At 55.8% G+C, this 17,817-nt stretch carries 13 protein-coding genes; 4 read left to right on the top strand and 9 right to left on the bottom strand.

What is annotated here, in order from left to right:
- Nucleotides 1-7 precede the first annotated feature (7 nt).
- The 4 genes from secD to queA are packed head-to-tail and all read right to left on the bottom strand — an operon-like array spanning nt 8 to nt 4,491.
- Nucleotides 8-1,855 carry a protein translocase subunit SecD gene (gene secD, locus VF709_RS13505; protein WP_071830016.1) on the bottom strand — a complete coding sequence of 616 codons (1,848 nt, stop codon included), beginning with the start codon at nt 1,853-1,855 and terminating at the stop codon, nt 8-10.
- Nucleotides 1,856-1,882: 27 nt separating this feature from the next.
- Complete coding sequence (gene yajC, locus VF709_RS13500; protein WP_000007630.1) at nt 1,883-2,215, bottom strand: preprotein translocase subunit YajC; 333 nt, start codon at nt 2,213-2,215, stop codon at nt 1,883-1,885.
- Nucleotides 2,216-2,237: 22 nt separating this feature from the next.
- Nucleotides 2,238-3,365 (bottom strand): tRNA guanosine(34) transglycosylase Tgt, encoded by a 1,128-nt coding sequence (tgt, locus tag VF709_RS13495; RefSeq protein ID WP_013095832.1) that lies wholly within the window; start codon nt 3,363-3,365, stop codon nt 2,238-2,240.
- A gap of 55 nt (nt 3,366-3,420) precedes the next feature.
- On the bottom strand, nt 3,421-4,491 hold the full coding sequence (gene queA / locus VF709_RS13490) for a tRNA preQ1(34) S-adenosylmethionine ribosyltransferase-isomerase QueA (RefSeq protein WP_057071131.1): 1,071 nt from the start codon (nt 4,489-4,491) through the stop codon (nt 3,421-3,423).
- A gap of 92 nt (nt 4,492-4,583) precedes the next feature.
- Between queA and acpH the strand changes: the two genes are divergently transcribed.
- Entirely contained in the window at nt 4,584-5,165 is a 582-nt protein-coding gene (gene acpH, locus VF709_RS13485) for an ACP phosphodiesterase (RefSeq protein WP_149896806.1), read from the top strand.
- Between the two features lie 127 nt (nt 5,166-5,292).
- Complete coding sequence (locus VF709_RS13480; protein WP_013095829.1) at nt 5,293-5,895, top strand: peroxiredoxin; 603 nt, start codon at nt 5,293-5,295, stop codon at nt 5,893-5,895.
- A gap of 55 nt (nt 5,896-5,950) precedes the next feature.
- Here VF709_RS13480 and malZ read toward each other — a convergent pair whose 3' ends face one another.
- From malZ to phoB, 5 genes are all read right to left on the bottom strand, one after another.
- Nucleotides 5,951-7,765: a maltodextrin glucosidase gene (malZ, locus tag VF709_RS13475; protein ID WP_108453974.1), complete on the bottom strand. Its 1,815-nt coding sequence runs from the start codon at nt 7,763-7,765 to the stop codon at nt 5,951-5,953.
- A 138-nt stretch (nt 7,766-7,903) separates the two neighbouring features.
- On the bottom strand, nt 7,904-9,277 hold the full coding sequence (gene proY, locus VF709_RS13470) for a proline-specific permease ProY (RefSeq protein WP_020686369.1): 1,374 nt from the start codon (nt 9,275-9,277) through the stop codon (nt 7,904-7,906).
- An 81-nt stretch (nt 9,278-9,358) separates the two neighbouring features.
- Nucleotides 9,359-10,678 carry a branched-chain amino acid transporter carrier protein BrnQ gene (gene brnQ, locus VF709_RS13465; protein WP_013095826.1) on the bottom strand — a complete coding sequence of 440 codons (1,320 nt, stop codon included), beginning with the start codon at nt 10,676-10,678 and terminating at the stop codon, nt 9,359-9,361.
- A gap of 409 nt (nt 10,679-11,087) precedes the next feature.
- Complete coding sequence (phoR, locus tag VF709_RS13460) at nt 11,088-12,383, bottom strand: phosphate regulon sensor histidine kinase PhoR (protein ID WP_029883416.1); 1,296 nt, start codon at nt 12,381-12,383, stop codon at nt 11,088-11,090.
- 21 nt (nt 12,384-12,404) lie between these two features.
- Nucleotides 12,405-13,094, bottom strand: a complete 690-nt coding sequence (phoB, locus tag VF709_RS13455) for a phosphate response regulator transcription factor PhoB (RefSeq protein WP_010428026.1) — start codon at nt 13,092-13,094, stop codon at nt 12,405-12,407.
- Nucleotides 13,095-13,281: 187 nt separating this feature from the next.
- On the opposite strand from phoB, the gene sbcD reads away from it, so the two are divergent.
- Nucleotides 13,282-14,487 (top strand): exonuclease subunit SbcD, encoded by a 1,206-nt coding sequence (gene sbcD / locus VF709_RS13450; protein ID WP_440231732.1) that lies wholly within the window; start codon nt 13,282-13,284, stop codon nt 14,485-14,487.
- Complete coding sequence (sbcC, locus tag VF709_RS13445; RefSeq protein WP_149896804.1) at nt 14,484-17,615, top strand: exonuclease subunit SbcC; 3,132 nt, start codon at nt 14,484-14,486, stop codon at nt 17,613-17,615. Before sbcD ends, sbcC begins: the two co-directional genes overlap by 4 nt.
- The last annotated feature ends 202 nt before the right edge of the window (nt 17,616-17,817 follow it).

Below are 17,817 nucleotides of genomic sequence, written 5' to 3'. Positions count from 1 at the left end.
GCACTCCTCAGATAGACAGCTTTTTGACGCGCTTGCCGCCGTACAGCAGGTTCACGATGGCACGGGTGCCGACAATAGCAGTAAACATTGACGTTGCAACACCGATACCGGTGGTAATCGCAAAGCCTTTGATTGCGCCAGTCCCCACTGCATACAGGATAAGAACCTTGATCAGTGTTGTTACGTTCGCATCGAAGATGGAGCTGAACGCGCCTTTATAGCCTTCATCAATCGCCTGCTGAACAGAGCGACCGTTGCTCAACTCTTCTTTGATACGTTCGTTAATCAGTACGTTGGCGTCGACCGCCACCGCAAGGGTCAGAACGATACCCGCAATCCCCGGCATGGTCAGCGTCGCCCCTGGCAGCAGGGACATAATGCCGATGATCAGCACCAGGTTCGCGATCAGCGCGGAGGTGGCAATCAGACCAAACTTCTTATAGAAGAAGATCATGAAGAGGATAGAGACCGCCAGACCGGCCAGACACGCTTCCAGCCCCTGCTGGATGTTTTGCATACCCAGAGTTGGACCAATGGTACGTTCTTCAACAATCTGAATTGGCGCAATCAGCGCACCGGCACGCAGCAGCAGAGAGAGCTGACGCGCTTCGTTCGGGTTGTTGATACCGGTAATACGGAAGCTGTTACCCAGACGAGACTGGATATTGGCGATGTTAATCACCTCTTCCTCTTTCACCAGCACCGCACGGCCGTTAGCGTCTTTCTTACCGCTGTCTTTGTACTCCACGAACAGGGTCGCCATCGGTTTACCGATGTTGTCCTTGGTGAAGTTAGACATGATGTTACCACCCGCGCTGTCCAGCGAGATGTTAACCTGCGGCTGGTTGTACTCGTCCTGGCTGGAGGTGGAGTCGGTGATATGGTCACCGGTCAGGATCACGCGTTTGTACAGCACAACGGGCTGACCTTCGCGGGTCTCTTTCACTTCCGAGTCACCCGGAATACGGCCAGAAGCGGCAGCAGACTGGTCAACGTTGGTGTTCACCAGACGGAATTCCAGCGTTGCAGTGGCGCCCAGAATCTCTTTCGCGCGCGCGGTGTCCTGAATACCCGGCAGTTCTACAACGATACGGTCAGCACCCTGACGCTGCACCAGCGGTTCAGCCACGCCCAGTTGGTTTACACGGTTGCGCAGAATGTTGATGTTCTGCTGAACGGCATATTCACGCGCTTCTTTCAGACGGGCGTCGGTCATTACCGCGCGCAGCTGGTTGCTGCCCTGAGCGGTGATCACCAGGTCACGGTGACGTTGGGTCAGGTAATCTACAGCCTGATCGCGCGCCGCACTGTCGCGGAACGTGATGCTCATACCGTAGTTATCTTCTTTACGAACGGTGGTATACGCGATGCCTTTTTCACGCAGATCGCTGCGCAGGCTATCGATATTCTGTTCCTGCAGTTTGCCCAGCGCGGTATCCATATCCACTTCCATCAGGAAGTGCACGCCGCCACGGAGGTCAAGACCGAGTTTCATTGGCTCTGCGCTCAGCGCAGCCAGCCAACGTGGGGTAGCAGGAGCAAGGTTAAGCGCCACGACGTATTTATCACCCAGCACGCCCATCAGCGCTTCACGAGCGCGGAGCTGCGTGTCGGTGGTGTCGAAGCGAGCAAGAATTGCGCCCTCTTCCAGAGCCACAGACTTAGCGGTAATTTTTTCTTCTTGTAACGTTTTCTGGACCTGGATCAGCGTTTGCTCACTGGCGGCGACACCGCGCGCGCCAGTGATTTGAACAGCCGGATCCTCACCATACAGGTTGGGAAGCGCGTACAGCAGGCCGACGAGAATCACGACGACCAGCATGATGTACTTCCACAAAGGATAACGGTTTAACACGGCAGTTCCCTTTGGGAAAAGTTGGGATTACAGCGCCTTCATGGTGCCTTTCGGCAGAACGGCAGCTACGAAGTCACGTTTGATAACCACTTCAGTGGTGTCGTTCAGGGCGATAGCAATGTAGCCACTTTCAGCCACTTTGGTTACGCGACCGACCAGGCCACCGTTAGTCAGGACTTCATCACCTTTCGCGATGGAGTCCATCAGCTTTTTGTGCTCTTTGGTACGCTTCTGCTGTGGGCGCAGGATCATGAAGTAGAAGATCAGACCGAACACAACCAGCATCAGAATCAGAGACATCGGGCTGCCCTGCGCTGGAGCACCTGTTGCCGCTACCGCATCAGAAATAAAAAAGCTCATTCAAATTCCCTCATTATTAATATTAATCAACGTTCAAAGGTGGAACGGTTCGACCCTGACGTTGGTAAAAATCGGTCACGAAGCTCTCTAATTTACCCTCTTCGATAGCCTTGCGTAAACCAGCCATTAAGCGCTGATAATAGCGAAGGTTATGAATGGTATTGAGACGCGCGCCCAAAATCTCGTTGCAACGATCGAGATGATGCAAATACGCGCGAGAATAATTGCGACAGGTGTAGCAATCGCACTCGGCATCGAGCGGACTGGTGTCACTCTTATGCTTCGCGTTACGGATTTTCACCACGCCATCGGTAACAAACAGATGACCGTTACGTGCGTTACGGGTTGGCATGACGCAGTCGAACATATCGATGCCGCGGCGCACACCTTCAACCAGATCTTCTGGCTTACCCACACCCATCAGGTAACGGGGTTTATCCGCCGGGATTTGCGGGCAGACATGTTCCAGAATACGGTGCATGTCTTCCTTCGGCTCACCCACAGCTAAACCGCCGACAGCGTAGCCATCAAAACCTATCTCTACCAGACCTTTAACAGAGATATCGCGTAAATCTTCGTAAACACTGCCCTGGATAATGCCGAACAGCGCATTTTTATTCTGCAGGGAGTCAAAACGGTCGCGGCTACGCTTCGCCCAGCGCAGCGACATCTCCATGGAACGTTTAGCGTAATCCCAGTCCGCCGGGTATGGCGTACATTCGTCGAAGATCATCACGATGTCAGAGCCGAGATCGTACTGAATCTCCATAGACTTTTCAGGATCGAGGAAAATCGGATCGCCGTTGATCGGGTTACGGAAGTGGACGCCCTCCTCGGTGATCTTGCGAATATCACCCAAGCTGAAGACCTGGAAACCGCCAGAATCGGTCAGGATCGGGCCTTTCCACTGCATGAAGTCATGCAGATCGCCGTGAAGCTTCATGATCTCCTGACCAGGACGCAGCCACAGGTGGAAGGTATTACCGAGGATAATCTGGGCGCCAGTGGCTTCTACTTCTTCCGGCGTCATCCCTTTTACGGTGCCGTAAGTCCCCACAGGCATAAACGCGGGGGTTTCCACCACGCCGCGATCAAACACCAGGCGACCGCGACGCGCGCGGCCATCGGTGGTATCGAGTTCAAATTTCATTTTTATTCCTCTGTGCCAGAAAAACAGTCCAACACATTATTCCGGTGCCGCGGACTTATTCCCCGACACGCTCATTCAAAGCCAGCGGATTGTACGTGATAAACATCGCGTCCCCGTAGCTAAAAAAGCGATATTTTTGTTCTACCGCAGACTTGTATGCCGCCATGGTGTGCTGATACCCCGCAAAGGCGGAGACCAGCATAATCAGCGTTGATTCAGGCAGATGGAAATTGGTCACCAGAGCATCGATGACTTTGTACTGATAGCCCGGATAGATAAAGATCTGCGTATCGCCAAAAAACGGTTCGATCAGATCTTTTTTAGCCGCCTGGGCAGCGCTCTCCAGTGAACGTACGGAGGTGGTGCCTACCGCAACAACGCGGCTGCCGCGCGCTTTTGCCGCCAGAACCGCATCAACAACCTCCTGCGGCACTTCAGCATACTCAGAGTGCATGATGTGATCTTCAATGCTGTCTACCCGCACCGGCTGGAAGGTGCCCGCGCCGACGTGCAGCGTCACAAACGCCATCTCCACGCCTTTCGCGCGTAATTTTTCCAGCAGCGGTTCGTCAAAGTGCAGACCCGCCGTCGGCGCCGCTACCGCGCCAGGCTTCTGGCTGTAGACGGTCTGGTAGAGCTCACGATCGGCCTCTTCATCCGGGCGCTCAATGTACGGCGGCAAAGGCATGTGGCCGATGGCGTTGAGAATATCCAGCACCGTGCGCTCATCGTTGAACTCCACTTCGAACAGCGCGTCGTGGCGCGCGGTCATGGTTGCTTTGATGCTCTCGTCATCGCCCAGCAGCAGTTCGGCACCCGGTTTAGGTGCTTTAGAGGCGCGAATATGTGCCAGAATACGTTTATCATCGAGCATACGTTCGACCAGCACTTCAATCTTGCCGCCGCTGGCCTTGCGGCCAAACAGACGCGCCGGGATAACGCGGGTATTGTTAAAGACCAGCAGATCGCCAGGGTTGAGCTTGTCGAGCAGATCGGTGAAAGTACCGTGCGTCAGCTCGCCCGTTGGCCCGTCCAGTGACAGCAAGCGACAGCTACTGCGCTCAGGCATTGGATAGTGAGCAATCAGGGATTCAGGTAGTTCAAAGGAGAAATCGGCGACGCGCATGACGTATACTCGTGACTTAAAAACAGGCGGCATAGTCTAGTGCTCACACCCTTTTGCTGCAACAACTAGCCGCCCCCGGACAAATAAAACGCATGAATTTTCTCGCTCACCTGCACCTCGCTCACCTCGCTGACAGCTCCCTTTCCGGCAATTTGCTGGCCGATTTCGTCCGCGGCACCCCCGCCGAGACCTGGCCCGCTGAGGTTGTCGACGGGATTTTTATGCATCGTCGTATCGATGTCATGACGGATAACCTGCCAGAAGTAACCGAGGCCAAAGCATGGTTTCGCCCCGAAACGCGCCGCGTTGCGCCAATCTCGCTTGATGTCATGTGGGACCATTTCCTGTCGCGCCACTGGGCGCAGCTGTCGCCGGAGATGCCATTGCCGGATTTTGTGCGTTATGCTCACCAGCAGGTGTCGATCATTCTGCCTGACTCGCCGCCGCGCTTTGTGAATCTGAATAATTACCTGTGGTCGGAACGCTGGCTGGAGCGCTATCGCGAGATGGACTTCATCCAGAATGTGTTAAATGGGATGGCGAGTCGCCGACCGCGTCTGGATGCGCTACGCGACTCATGGCATGACCTGGACGAACATTACGATGCGCTGGAAACGCGTTTCTGGCAGTTTTACCCGCGAATGATGGCGCAGGCGAAAAACAAACAGCTCTGACAGAATTCGCATTGATAGGTAAAAGCTGGCGGAACGATTGTCACCACCTCTTTGTCTTATCCATGAACACTCTCTATACTGGCTCGCGTTGCGTTCCAAATAACCTTAGTATCTACAGGAGAATCATATGGTTCTGGTAACTCGTCCGGCTCCGGATTTTACAGCTGCAGCAGTTCTGGGCAACGGTGAAATCGTTGAAAACTTCAACTTCAAACAGCACACCAACGGTAAAGCGACCGTTCTGTTCTTCTGGCCAATGGACTTCACTTTCGTTTGCCCGTCTGAGCTGATCGCGTTCGACAAACGTTATGAAGAATTCCAGAAGCGTGGCGTAGAAGTGGTTGGCGTCTCCTTCGACTCTGAGTTTGTACACAACGCATGGCGTAACACCCCTGTCGACAAAGGCGGCATCGGTGCGGTGAAATACGCAATGGTTGCGGACATCAAACGCGAAATCCAGCAGGCTTACGGTATCGAACATCCGGACGCTGGCGTTGCGCTGCGTGGCTCCTTCCTGATCGACGCGAACGGCATCGTGCGTCACCAGGTTGTGAACGATCTGCCGCTGGGTCGTAACATCGACGAAATGCTGCGTATGGTTGACGCGCTGCAGTTCCACGAAGAGCACGGTGAAGTGTGCCCGGCTCAGTGGGAAAAAGGTAAAGAAGGTATGTCTGCGTCCCCAGACGGCGTTGCGAAATACCTGTCCGAGAACGTATCCAGCCTGTAATCGGCACGGTTTACGAAAAAGGCCCGCTTATGCGGGCCTTTTTGTAATCACGCCGTCAGCCAAACCAGACGGAAGCAGAAATCGCCGGCAGGGAGAGGATCCCCTCCTGCACGCTCCCTTTCCCCTCTTTTAGCTGCCACGCGCTCACGTTAAGCAGCGGAGAGTCATCCAGCACCACTTCGCACGCCTCGCCCCGGTTGATGGCTACCAGCACGCGCTGCTGGTTATAAACGCGGACAAACACCACCACGTTGTCGTGGGCATAAACCACCTGACAACCACCGTAGCGCAGCGCCTGGCTCTGCTTACGCAGTTTCGCCAGCCGCTGATACAGGCTGAACAGCACGTTGTCCTGCTTCGCCGGATCCCATGGGAAGGTTTTGCGGCAGAATGGATCGTTGTTCCCGTCCAGCCCCACCTCATCGCCGTAATAGATGCACGGCACGCCCGGCCAGGTAAAGAGCCAGGTCACCGCCAGCGGCAGGCGCGCGACATCCTTACCGAGCAGGGATTTAAATCGCGCGGTGTCATGGCTGTCCAGCTGGTTAAACATCCGTAACTGCTGCTGATGCGAAAGACTGGCGCGGTAGTTATCCATCCATGCCATGCAGGTTTCCGCATCAATATGCTGCGGATCGTAGGAAATATCGGTGTTAGCAAGGAATCCCCACAGCGGGAAGGTAAAACCGCGATAGTTCATTGCCGCATCTTCCGCGTCCGCCTGCAGCCACTGGCGCGCGTCGCCAAAATGTTCGCCAAACACGAACGCCTCCGGCTGCGCGGCTTTTGCTGCACGGGTGATCCCGGCAACGTGCTGAAGGTTATTACGCGCCCCGCCCGCTTCACCGAGCATATGCACCACGTCAAGACGCCAGCCATCCATATTCCATGGCTCACTCAACCAGTGGCGCACAATGCTGTTTTCACCGCCGTAAATCTCGTTCACCAGCGTTGGCGACTGGAAATCCAGCTTCGGCAGGCTCGGATAGCCCAGCCAGTCCAGCGCGCGACCCTCCTCGTTGAAGCTGTACCAGTCGCGCTGGGGTGAATCCGGGTTATGGCACGCCCCGCCCATCGACTGGTTATGACGGTCAAACCACGCGTGTGAGTCGCCGCTGTGGTTGAACACGCCGTCCAGTATCAGACGCATGCCCTCTTTTTGCGTATTTTTACGCAGACGAAGCAGCGCGTCATCACCGCCAAACTGCGGGTCAACGTGGCGATAATCGGCGGTATCGTATTTATGCACGCTCGGTGCTTTAAACACCGGGTTAAGGTACAGCGCCGTCACGCCCAGCTTCTTCAGATACGGTAGCTTTTCGCTGATGCCGTCAAGATCGCCGCCGTAGAACGTCGAGCCGCCCGCCTGCGCGGTTAACGGCTCATCCCATTCTTTCAGGATAATGTCGTGTCCTGCAGCGTGGTGGTAATAAACCTTATCCTGCCTGGCGGTGCGCGTTTCGCTGCGCGCAAAGCGATCCGGGAAGATCTGATAAAAGACCTGATCGTTAACCCACTGCGGGCCAGCGTCCGGGTAATCGACGGCAAACTGCTCCAGCCGCGCCGGAGGAAAACGGCTAAATCCCTGCGGGGTAAACCACAGCTGGCGGTTATTCCAGAGCAGCTTAAAGCTATAGCGTCGGCGCGGCTGGCCGCTGCGCAAGTCGATGTTTGCCCGCCATGCCGTTACGCCAGGCTGCGGCTGGCTGCGCTGTTTGTGCATTTTCAGCGTGGTTTCTTCATTATCGACTTCAGCGCGTAGCGTCACGCGTTCAGGCTGATTTTCCCCCGCCAGCCAGAGCGTAATCACAAGGTTGTCTTTGTTTTGCTTAACAAATGGGGCAACCGGAAGGTGCCAGGCGTTTAACATCACGAATCCCCTTTGATGAAATTGACGTCACCTTGCCACAGGGTGGTTAAGGATAGCTCATCACGTTCGCGATTATTGAGGGAGGAGAAAGGAGGAGGAGACAAAATTCCCTCTCCCACAGGGAGAGGGCATAAAATATTACTGCGCCTGCGCCAGCTGACGGTCGCGGCGGCATTTAAACACCCAACCCACCAGCAGCAGTACGATCCACGCACAGCCTACGTAGAGGGAAATACGGGTATCAGGATGGTAGCCAATCAGGCCGATGATAAACACCAGGAAGATCAGCCCAACGACGGTCGTCGCTACCCCGCCTGGCACTTTAAACTTCAGCGCTTTTGCCTCCTCAGGGGACAGACGGCGGCGGAACGCAATCTGTGACAGCAGGATCATGATCCACACCCACACGGTCGCGAAGGTCGCCAGAGAAGCGATCACCAGGAAGACGTTTTCCGGCATGATGTAGTTCAGGTAGACCGACAGCAGCAGCGCAACGGTCATCACCATAACCGTCACCCACGGCGTGCCGCGACGGGAGGTTTTGGCAAAGACCTTCGGCGCACTGCCCTGCTCTGCCATGCCGTGCAACATGCGGCCCACGCCAAAGACGTCACTGTTGATCGCTGACAGCGACGCGGTCAGGACCACAAAGTTCAGGATGCTGGCCGCAAAGGCGATGCCCATATGCTGGAAGGTCAGCACAAACGGGCTACCGTTGGTCCCCACCTGGTTCCACGGATAAATAGACATAATGACGAACAGCGTACCCACATAGAACACCAGAATACGCATCGGCACCGAGTTAATGGCGCGCGGAATGGACTTCTCCGGGTCTTTGGCTTCCCCGGCGGTGATCCCGATAATCTCAATCCCGCCGTAGGCAAACATCACCATCTGGAGCGACATCACCATGCCGAGCCAGCCGTTGCTGAAGAAACCACCGTTGCTCCAGAGGTTATGAATACCGGTTGGCTGGCCGCCGTTACCGATCCCCCAGATGATGATGCCGAAACCGGCCACAATCATGATGATGATGGTGGCAACCTTGAAGAAGGAGAACCAGAACTCCAGCTCACCGAAGACCTTCACGCTCATCAGGTTGACGGCACAGATAATCAGCACCACGCTCAACACCCAAATCCAGTGCGGTACCGCCGGGAACCAGACGCCCATGTAGATGCCAAAGGCGGTGACGTCGGCAATGGCCACAATCAGAATTTCGAAGCAGTAGGTCCAGCCGGTGATAAACCCGGCCAGCGGGCCTAAATTCTCCTGCGCATAGCGCGAGAATGAACTGGCTGAAGGGTTATGAACCGACATCTCTCCCAGCGCACGCATGATGATATACGCCGCCACGCCGCCGATGATGTAGGCCAGCAGAACGCTTGGACCGGCCATTTTGATGGCATCTGCCGAGCCATAAAAAAGACCGGTACCGATAGCGGAGCCGAGCGCCATAAAGCGAATGTGGCGCGTGCTCAGCCCACGTTTGAGTTTGTTAGTGCTTTCCATTTAAATCTTGCCATTCAACACGAAAAAAACAAAAAACCACGGGGCCTTAAGCCCCGTGGTTAAACAGTTTGTTGCCGTTGATTAATGGGCGTTCGATGCGACCTGACGCCCTGCAGCACGGTCCCAGATAATGGCCAGAACCAGTGCAACAACGGTAGGCATCAGCCAGGCCAGACCTTGCTCAGACAGCGGCAGACGCTGTGTCCAGGCTGGCAGGATGTGAGCAAACGCTGATGCTTTAATCCCGTCAAGGATACCAAAAATCAGGCTGATAAACATGGCTGGCGCAATAATTCGCGAGGAGTTGTTCCACCACGGGCGCGTAAAGCTCAACACCACCAGCACGATACACGGCGGATAGATGGCCGTCAGCACCGGAATGGAGACCTGAATCAGGTGGCTCAGACCGAGGTTAGACACCGCCATGGAGAAGATGCCAAGGATGAATACCAGCGTGCGGTAAGAGAGCGGCAGATATTGCGCAAAGAACTCCGCACAGGCACAGGTCAGACCAACCGCCGTCACCAGACAGGCCAGGAAGATCAGGGCCGCCAGCAGCATGCTGCCCGCACCGCCAAAGGTGTGCTGGACGTAAGCGTGCAGAATTGCCGCACCATTCGCGTTCTGATCGACCAGCGTGGCGCTATCGGAACCCAGGCGGAACAGCGCCAGATAGAGCAGCGTCAGGCCCACACCGGCCATCAGACCAGCCCAGATGGTATAGCGGGTCAGCAGACGCGCTTCGGTCACACCACGGGAACGAGCGGCGTTCACGATAACGATACCAAACACCATCGCGCCCAGCGTATCCATGGTCAGATAGCCGTTCACAAATCCGTTAGAGAAGGCCGCGTTTTGGTAGGCATCCATCGCGCTGCTGATAGGACCCGCAGGCCAGATAATGGCCGCAACCGCCAGCACGATCAGCGCGATAATTTTAAGTGGAGCCAGGAAGTTACCCACGGTATCCAGCAGTTTGCCCGGATAGAGGGAGACCAGAATCACAATAGCGAAGTAAACCAGGCTGTAGATAAACAGCGGCATCGCACCGTCACCGGTCAGTGGCGCAATCCCCACTTCGAAGGAGACTGTCGCGGTACGCGGGGTCGCAAACAGCGGGCCAACGGCCAGATAACACACCGTTGCCAGCAGGACGCCAGCCACTTTACCAATTGGGGTGCTGAGGCTATCAACGCCGCCGCCAACTTTCGCCAGCGCAACCACGGTCAATACCGGCAGGCCCACGGCAGTAATCAGGAAACCAAATGCTGCTGTCCAGACGTGTTCACCCGCCTGTAAGCCAACCATTGGGGGAAAAATGATGTTGCCTGCGCCAACGAACAGCGCAAATGTCATAAAGCCCAGCGCGATGATGTCACGCGATTTTAAGTGATGGGTCATAAAACCTTACTGCCTGTGGATGTGGTGTTGAATATATTGAGATTTTCGCCATCCCCAATGGGACGATACAGCGGAAATTTTGCTCAATTTCAGCGGGATATGCTCCCGTCCTGGCGTGGAGAAGAATAGTTTTTCGATTTACCACGCAAATACAGTCGGTCTGACAGTATCTGGGGGGCAATTTAAACGCTTATAACGTTTAAAGGCAAGGAGGGATCGTAAAACCAGAACAATATGCCAGCATGAAAATACCAACCAGAATAATTCGCTAATATCATGAAAAAGCCATGGCTAATCATGCGAACAAAAAAGCACCAGCCGTATAAAATTCATTCGCGTTTCGCTTTACTGCAAAGCAAACGGGCCAGCAATAGCTGGCCCGTGGAAAGGTAAAATGACACACCCGCCGTCAGGCGATCTTTTTGGCAATTAATCGTTCCGGTATAACGAAACTGAAACGGGTTCCTTTGCCCAGCGTGCTTTGAATATCGAGGCGGCTTTCATGGTGATTCACCGCGTGCTTCACAATGGCCAGCCCCAGCCCGCTTCCCCCCGTTTGCCGGGAACGGGCTTTATCTACCCGGTAAAACCGCTCGGTCAGACGTGGAAGATGCTCAGGCGCAATGCCCGGCCCGTTATCCTCGACGCTAAACTCGGCCCCCGTTGGTGTCTGCTGCCAGCGCACCATAATATCCGTTCCTTCCGGGGTATGATTAACCGCGTTATAGACCAGGTTAGAGATAGCACTCCGCAGTTCATCCTCGCTCCCGAGCACCTTCAGACTGTTATCGACGTCAAAGGTCAGATGATGTTTTTTATGGCTTAAGGTTTGCGCTTCGCGCTCCACTACCCGCAGCATCATCGGTACGTCGATAGTGTCATTTAAGGCAAGTGTCGGAGCCGCCTCAATCTTCGACAGCGTCAGCAGCTGTTTCACCAGCCCTTCCATACGGTGCGTCTGCTCGCGCATGGTATGCAGCGCCTTCTCACGCGGCGCCCCTTCAAGCGTCTGCTCCTGCATCATCTCCAGATAGCCCTGCAGCACCGTCAGCGGCGTGCGCAGCTCGTGGCTCACGTTGGCGAAGAAGTTGCGTCGTGCCCCTTCCAGCTGGTGCATCTGGGTGACGTCACGCGCCACCATCAGCCATTGCCGATCGCTGTAGGGCATCACACGTATTTCAAGATGACGGCCATTGTTGAGCTTCAGATTATGCGGACGCGTGAAATCACGTTTTTTCAGATACTGCGTGAACTCCGGATAACGCAAAAGGTTGAGGATATTCTGGCCATTATCGTCCGGCCAGCGCAGGCCCAGCAGCTGTTGGGCGAGACCGTTACACCAGAAGATTGTTCCCTCTTCCGTGGTCAGAATCACTGCATCCGGCAGCGATTCCGCACCGCTGCGAAAGCGTTTAATCAGGCTTCCCAGCTCGCGACGGCGCTTTTTATTACGCATCTGCATCTGGTGCAGGCCGTAAAGCAGCGGCTCCCAGCTCCCGCTTCCCGGCGGAGGTGTCATACTTCTGTCAACCCACAACCACCAGGAGAGGCGCAGTAAGTTCCAGAAATGCCAGATCAGCAGCCCGGTCACAGACGCCAGCAGAAACCACGGCAGGTATCCAAGAAAGGCCCCCAAAATGAAAGCCGGAATACAACATAAGATCAGTTCAAAGACGAGCCTTTTCCATGACAGACGTTCCAGCACGCGTCACACTCCTGTCATTGTTCAGAAACGGGTAGAAAAACGATAACCCGTGCCGCGGACCGTCTGTACCATGCGATCGTGGCCGCTCAGTTCCAGCGCTTTACGCAGGCGGCGGATATGTACGTCAACCGTCCGGTCTTCGACATACACGTTAGTTCCCCAGACGTTATTCAGCAACTGTTCGCGGCTGTAAACACGCTCCGGGTGAGTCATAAAGAAATGCAGGAGTTTGAATTCGGTAGGCCCCATGTCGAGGGGATTTTCGCCCGTCATAACACGGTGCGAGGTAGGATCAAGGCTCAGGCCCTGCATCTCAATGACCTCTTCAACCGCCATCGGTGAAATACGGCGCATCACAGCTTTAATACGGGCAACCAGCTCTTTCGGTGAGAAGGGTTTGGTAATGTAATCATCCGCGCCGGTCTCAAGGCCGCGCACGCGATCTTCCTCTTCACCGCGCGCGGTAAGCATGACAACGGGGATATCGCGGGTCATCGCTTCACGCTTGAGGTGTTTGATAAACTGCAGTCCGGAGCCGCCAGGCAACATCCAGTCAAGCAGGATCAGATCGGGCCAGGGTTCATTCAGCTGGTTCACCGCGCTGTCATAATCTTCCGCTTCAACCGGCTGGAAGCCATTTTGTTCGAGCACGAAGCACACCATTTCACGAATTGGAGCTTCATCTTCTACGACCAGAATACGTCTCGCCATACTTTGCCCTGTCTTATCTTATTTAAGTTACAAGTTTGTAATGCGGCGTCATTATGCGTCAGATTTATGACAGATTTATGAAAAACAGTACCACGTAAAATGGCAAACTGTTGTTTTATTACAGCGGTTATTTTCCAGCTTCTGAAAGTTTATAATCCCCATTCCCTTTTTTTGCCACGGATTCGCTATGCGCATATTACACACCTCGGACTGGCATCTGGGTCAAAACTTTTACAGCAAAAGCCGGGCAGCGGAGCATGAAGCGTTCCTGAACTGGCTGCTGGACACGGCCCGATCGCACGAGGTGGACGCGATTATTGTTGCGGGTGACATTTTCGATACCGGTTCGCCGCCAAGCTATGCGCGTGAGCTCTACAACCGCTTCGTGGTAAATCTGCAACAAACCGGCTGTCATCTGGTGATTGTCGCCGGTAACCACGACTCCGTCGCAACGCTGAATGAATCCCGCGATATCCTGGCCTTCCTTAACACGACCGTGGTAGCCAGCGCCGGTCATGCGCCGCAGATCCTGAAAAAACGTGACGGTACACCGGGAGCGGTGCTGTGTCCGGTGCCCTTCCTGCGCCCACGCGATATCGTTCAGAGTCAGGCGGGGATGTCCGGCGGGGAAAAGCAGCAGCATCTGTTGCAGAACATCACGGACTATTATCACCAGCAACATACCGATGCCTGCGCCCTGCGCGGCGAACAGGCCATTCCGGTGATTGCCACCGGGCATCTTACTACCGTCGGCGCCAGTAAAAGTGACGCGGTGCGTGACATCTATATTGGTACGCTGGACGCCTTCCCGGCGCAAAATTTCCCGCCAGCGGATTATATCGCGCTCGGGCATATTCACCGGGCGCAGGTCATCGGCGGCTGCGAGCACATTCGCTACTGCGGCTCGCCCATTGCGCTCAGTTTTGATGAGACCGGCAAAGCCAAATGTGTGCACCTGGTGAGCTTTAATGAGGGCAAACTCAGTGCCGTGGAGTCGCTGGAGGTCCCCGTCACCCAACCGCTGGCGGTGCTGAAGGGCGATCTGGCGGCGATTACCGCTCAGCTGGAGCAGTGGCGCGGTGTCGAGCAAAATCCGCCCATCTGGCTGGATATTGAAATCACGACCGACGACTACCTGCATGATATGCAGCGTAAAATTCAGGCGTTGACGGAAGATCTGCCCGTCGAGGTCTTACTGGTTCGCCGCAGCCGCGAACAGCGCGAGAAAATTCTGCTGGGTGCACAGCGTGAAACGCTCAGCGAACTGAGGGTGGAAGAGGTATTTGAACGCCGACTGTCGCAGGAAGGGATTGACGACACCACGCGCGCAAGGCTTAACGAGCTGTTCCTTCATACCCTGCACGCGCTCAGCGATGAGGAAGAAAACGCATGAAAATTCTGAGCCTGCGTCTGAAAAACCTCAACTCCCTTAAGGGCGAGTGGAAAATTGACTTTACCGCCGAGCCGTTTGCCAGCAACGGGCTGTTCGCCATTACCGGCGCGACCGGTGCCGGGAAAACGACCCTGCTCGACGCCATCTGTCTGGCCCTTTACCACGAAACGCCGCGTCTGCAAAAAGTCTCCCAGGCACAAAACGACCTGATGACCCGCGATACCGCCGAGTGCCTGGCCGAGGTGGAGTTTGAGGTAAAAGGCATAGCGTATCGTGCGTTCTGGAGCCAGAACCGCGCGCGCAATCAGCCAGATGGAAACCTGCAGGCACCGCGCGTTGAACTGGCGCGTTGTGAAGACGGTAAAATTCTGGCAGATAAAGTGACGGACAAACTGGAGCAAACCGCCGCGCTCACCGGGCTGGATTATAGCCGTTTTACCCGTTCAATGTTGCTCTCCCAGGGGCAGTTTGCCGCCTTCCTCAACGCTAAATCGGGCGATCGCGCCGAACTGCTGGAAGAGCTGACCGGCACCGAGATCTACGGTCAGATCTCAGCGATGGTGTTCGAGAAACATAAGGCCGCCCGTAACGCGCTTGAGATGTGCGAGGCGCAGGCCGCAGGCGTGGTGTTACTGAGCGAAGCGCAACAGCAGCAGTTACAGCAGAGTTTGCAGGCACTTACTGACGAAGAGAAAACCCTGCTGACTCAGCAGCAGAACCAACAGCGCGATTTTCAGTGGCTGACGCGCAACGACGAGCTTATTCGCGAGCAGCAGCGGGTTATGCTCCTGCAACAACAGGCGCAGCAGGCTCTGACCGACGCCGCGCCTGAGCTGGCCAAGCTCCAGCTTGCGCAGCCCGCCGCCCAGCTTCGCCCCCTGTGGGATAGCCAGCAAGAACAAACCACGCGCCTCGCGCAGACAAAGCAGCGCATTGTCGAAGTAAATACTCGCTTACAGGCCAAAGCCGCGCAGCGCTCACGCATCCGTCATACGGCGCTGCGTACCCATGCGCAACTGCAGAGTGACCTTACGATCCAGGCAACATGGCTGGCGGAGCATGAACGTTACCGCGTGTGGGGCCAGGAGATTGCTGGCTGGCGCGCCCATTTTGCGCAGTTGAACCGCGATAAACATCAGATTGCCACGCTTGCAGCCCGTATTGCTGAATTACGTCAGAAGCTCGCCGGGATGCCGGAAAACCCCCTGACGCTGACGGCGGATGACGTGGCAGCGGCAATGGAGCAACAGTCCCGGTCACGCCCTTTACGCCAGCGCCTGACCTCGCTTCATGCCCGCTATCAGCCGCTGCAAAAACGGCTGCAAGAGAACGCAGATACCCGGCAAAAAGCGCAGTCCGAGCAGGTAAAACTCAATGAAACGCTGACGCTGCGCCGCCAGCAGTACAAAGAAAAAAACCAGCATTATGTCGATTTGAAAGCATTGTGTGAAAGCGAAGCGACGATCAAAAAGCTGGAAAGCTACCGCTCGCAGCTTGAGGCCGGAAAACCCTGCCCACTGTGCGGCTCCAGTGAACATCCCGCCATTGAGACGTATCAGGCGCTTGAACTCACCGATAACCAGCGACGCCGGGACGCGCTGGAAAAAGAGGTCGCCGCGCTTAAAGAGGAGGGTCTGCTGGTGCTGGGACAGGTCAATGCCCTGACGCAGCAGATCCAGCGAGCAACAGACGAAGCGCAGGCGCTCTCTCAGGAAGAGCAAGCACTTACTAAAGAGTGGCAGGAGGTCTGCGCCGACCTGAATATCTCATTGAATATTCAGGAAGATATCGCCCCATGGATGAACGAACAGGAACAGTACGAACGTCAGCTCTATCAGCTCAGCCAGCGCCTGACGCTGCAAAACCAGCTTAACGAACAGCAAGCGCAGGAGCGTCAGTATCAGCAGCAGCTGTCAGCTACGCGTCAGGCACTGGAAAACGCCCTGCTCGCGCTGTCGCTGCATGTTCCTGAAGAGGGGGAAGAGACCGCCTGGCTGTACGCCCGGGAAACGGAATTCAGCCTGTGGCAGGAAAAACAGACGCAGTATGCTGCGATTCAGGAGCGCATTAATACCCTGAAACCGCTGCTCGACACGCTTCCGCCAGGCGATGACACCGAGGCAGAACCGGCCATTCCTGAGAACTGGCGCGAGACCCACGACGAATGCCTGTCCCTGCAAAGCCAGCTTGCCACCCTGCAGCAGCAGGAGAGTCTGGAAAGCGAGCGGCTACAGCACGCCACAGCGCAATTTGCCACCGCGCTGGCGGCAAGCTGCTTCGCCGATCGCGAGGCCTTTCTCGCCGCGCTGCTGGATGAGGAGACCATCCGCCGTCTTGAACAACGCAAGCAGACGCTGGAGAGCCAGCTTCAGCAGGCAATTGCGCTTAGCGGGCAGGCTGAACAGCAGCTACAGGCCCACCAGCATCAGCGACCGGAAGGGCTGGACGCCGACGCGCAAACCCTGCATGCGCAGCTACAGCAGCTGGCGCAGCAGCTTCGCGAGAACACCACTCATCAGGGGGAGATCCGCCAGCAGCTTAAGCAGGACAGCGATAACCGCCAGCACCAGCTGGCGCTGATGCAGCAAATTGACGAGGCCTCACGTCTGACCGAGGACTGGGGTTATCTGAATGCGCTGATAGGCTCCAGCACTGGCGACAAGTTCCGTAAATTCGCCCAGGGTCTGACGCTGGATAATCTGGTCTGGCTCGCTAACCAGCAGCTTAACCGCCTGCACGGGCGCTATTTGCTGCAGCGTAAAGTCAGCGACGCACTGGAGCTGGAGGTGGTCGATACCTGGCAGGCCGATGCCGTACGCGATACCCGCACGCTTTCTGGCGGCGAAAGCTTCCTCGTCAGTCTGGCGCTGGCGCTGGCACTTTCCGACCTGGTGAGCCACAAAACGCGAATCGATTCGCTGTTCCTGGATGAAGGTTTCGGCACGCTCGACAGCGAGACGCTGGACACCGCGCTGGATGCGCTCGACGCGCTGAATGCCACCGGGAAAACCATCGGCGTGATAAGCCACGTCGAGGCTATGAAGGAGCGTATTCCGGTGCAAATCAAAGTGAAGAAGATTAATGGACTGGGGTATAGCAGGCTGGATAAGGAGTATGCGGTGCAGTAAAGGCGGATCGGTGCGGTCTGGTGCCCTCACCCTGGCCCTCTCCCACAGGGCTGAGGGATCCCCATAAAATAATGCCTGCACGGAGGACCCCCTCTCCCTTGAGGGAGAGGGTTGGGGTGAGGGGGAACATACGGCTGTGGAGGTCATTCCGTTCACTTTATGTTCCTTGCTACTCTGTTACGACATAACCTGTGAACGTGCC

It is taken from the genome of Enterobacter sp. Lyrl_3 (genome assembly GCF_051948675.1).
GTDB lineage: Bacteria > Pseudomonadota > Gammaproteobacteria > Enterobacterales > Enterobacteriaceae > Enterobacter > Enterobacter cloacae.
This window is presented reverse-complemented; position numbering and strand designations above follow the sequence as displayed.